The 2,617-nt window shown below is 38.7% G+C and carries 4 protein-coding genes; all 4 read right to left on the bottom strand.

From position 1 onward, the window contains the following. A partial coding sequence (locus IH879_22330) for a zf-HC2 domain-containing protein (GenBank protein MCH7677665.1) occupies positions 1-418 on the bottom strand: 418 nt, incomplete at its 3' end. Between the two features lie 67 nt (positions 419-485). Then, positions 486-1,109, bottom strand: coding sequence for a sigma-70 family RNA polymerase sigma factor (locus tag IH879_22325; GenBank protein ID MCH7677664.1), 624 nt, complete (start codon positions 1,107-1,109; stop codon positions 486-488). A 95-nt stretch (positions 1,110-1,204) separates the two neighbouring features. After that, positions 1,205-2,233: a DNA polymerase III subunit delta gene (gene holA / locus IH879_22320; protein MCH7677663.1), complete on the bottom strand. Its 1,029-nt coding sequence runs from the start codon at positions 2,231-2,233 to the stop codon at positions 1,205-1,207. A 1-nt stretch (position 2,234) separates the two neighbouring features. Beyond that, positions 2,235-2,348 (bottom strand): methionine/alanine import family NSS transporter small subunit, encoded by a 114-nt coding sequence (locus IH879_22315; protein MCH7677662.1) that lies wholly within the window; start codon positions 2,346-2,348, stop codon positions 2,235-2,237. Positions 2,349-2,617: the final 269 nt, after the last annotated feature.

The following is a 2,617-nucleotide window of genomic DNA, read 5'->3' as shown; positions in this document are numbered from 1 at the left end:
TCAGTTTAGTTTGATTTGTAGAAAATTGTGAGGATGAAAACGACGGTGGAACCTTTAAAGGGGCGCTATTATTATTTGATTGCCTGTCTGATAGATTCAAAATAAAAAATGCAGCTAAAAAGGCTAAAGCTCCTGTAGCTGCATAAACGGGTATCCTGATTGGACGATTAAGAAAACTGCGGCGGCTCAGGCTTCTTTCCATGCTGATTCGAGTTCGAAGAACAGTTTCAAAGTCCGGAGAAACTTTGATTGAATTCAGGTTTCGAAGCTGCCATCGAACTTTCGTCACACCCTCGTATATCTCTGAGCAATCAAGGCATTCTTCCAGGTGTCTCACAACGTCTTTTCTGGCCTCGGTCGGAAGTAAGCCGTCAACATAATCAAAAATCTTTTCTTCAAAACTTTTACACTCTGGCATAGGCAATCCTCTTTTTCATCTCAGAAGGTTCTCCTCTTACTAATATTTCGGCAGTTATCTGAAAAGCTTACTTCTTTTTCATCAGATATTTTAATTGGCTTTGAAGTTTTAAACGGCCTCTGTTTACACGAGACTTGACGGTTCCGATTGGAACACGGATAATCTTACTAATTTCCTCGTATGAGAGTTCCTGAACATCGCGAAGAATTATGACTTCGCGAAACTTCGGAGAAAGGTTATTAATTTCTTTATGAATAATCTCTTCTTGAATGACTCCTTCTACGTGATTTTCGGGATTATATCCTTCGTCTGAAATCTCGTAGTCGCGATCTTCATAACCCATATCGGTTACGGAGAACAATTTACGTCTTTTGCGACGGCGTAATTCCGTACGTGACAGATTACCGGCAATCGTATAAATCCACGTAGAAAACTTTGCTATACGCTTGTACGCTTTACGCTTTCGATAGACTCGTAAAAAGGTCTCTTGAACGATATCTTCTGCTTCCTCCTGGTTGCCCACAAAACGATAAACGAAGTTGAGAAGCTGCTCTTTATATCTTTTGACAATTAAATCAAAAGCATATAAATCGCCTTTTTGAAATCGTTCAATCAGGTCCTCATCGGAAGGTTTTTTATCACGTGCGCCGGATTGTTTCGATTTACTTGAACTACCGAATTCTTCAACCATATTGGTTTTAAAAAGTTCCTCTATTGGGGAGCACTTTCATAAGTTTATGACGTTGGTTAAAAAGTGCTTTAATGAGAAAAGTTAAGCAAAAGAGATCACGAAATCTGAGACTTAAAATTTATGTTTGCACCGACGTCATTTATTATTTTGATTAACAACGTCTGGAGTGCAATTTGCGGGGATTGTTGACTGGTTTTTAAAATGAAATCCGCCTGTAATAAACTTTCAAATATATCGTGAAATTGCTGGCTCGAGTAATTGTTAGCCATTTCTTTTGACTTCCTAATAAAAAAGGGCGGAATGCCGGTAAGCGCCGAAATTTCATTCTGGCTTTTCTTTTGTGCAACAGCACCTTTAACTTTCAATAAATTTACAAAATGGCGGGTCATCATGGCAACAATTCCGGTTGGCGATTCACCGCTTTCAATCATCAGGTTTAAAATTGTCAACGATTTATTTAGATCCCGATTCCCGATTGCATCGTTCAAATTGAATACGCTGAAATTTCTTGAAACGCCAACAACCCTTTGAACATCCGCCTCCTCGATTTTTCTCTGGCCTTCCAGATTCAAAATAATTTTATCAAGTTCATTTACAAGGGCCCGTAAATTGTTTCCCACTCGCGCTTGGATAAGAATTCCCGCTTCATGACTTATCTGTAGATTTTTTCCTTTTAGATAATTTTGAATCCAGGTGGGTATTTCGTTATCATACAACGGCTTGAATTCAATGTAGATCGATTTGGATTTAATTTTAGAAAAAGTTTTATTGCGCAAATCAATTTTCGGACTCGTCAAGACTAACTTTGTACTGGCAACCGGTTTTTCCAAATATTTAGCCAGCAAGTCAAGACCGGCAGCAGGAAGCTTCTGGAAATCCTTCACTACCACCAGGCGGGAATCGGACAGCATCGGATAAGCATTCACTGTATCAAGAATTTTACCGCCATCCACTTCATTGCCGTAAAAAACATCAAAATTGAAATCTTTTGTGCCGGGATCGACGACCTGCTCAACAATTCTTTTCAGACAATCATCGATTAAAAAATCTTCAGGGCCGACAAAAAGGTATGAGCTGCTAAGCTGCTTTTTTTTCAAATGAGATTTGAACTCATTGTAAGTCATTTTAGCCGCCGGTTTTGGATTTTTCTTTCTTAATCGCTGTTATAACAGCAAAAATAAATCCCCCCCAAACTACGGTTAAAATAATAACCATCATTATTATAGCAGGAGTTGACATATCTTATTCCTCAGGTTTTATGATATTATCTTTGAACTTTTGTATTTTTTTGCAAGAAAATTATTAAATGACGCGAAGCAAATGACAATACCCGTCATTAAGTCATTCGGTCATTTGCCTTCGGCGTCATTTTAGGCAGTAGCAAAATTTACCTCTTTCAATGACAGCGAAGCGTTAATGACTGCTCCGCCGCGTTAGACTTTCACAGTTCTTTTGTAGAGCCAGTTGCCAGCAGCAATTAATACAACAAGTGCTATGGCCCACTGAAG

The sequence above is a fragment of the candidate division KSB1 bacterium genome (assembly GCA_022562085.1).
Lineage (GTDB): Bacteria > Zhuqueibacterota > Zhuqueibacteria > Oceanimicrobiales > Oceanimicrobiaceae > Oceanimicrobium.
Note: the sequence above shows the minus strand (reverse complement) of the source record. Positions and strands in the feature narration are given on the sequence as shown.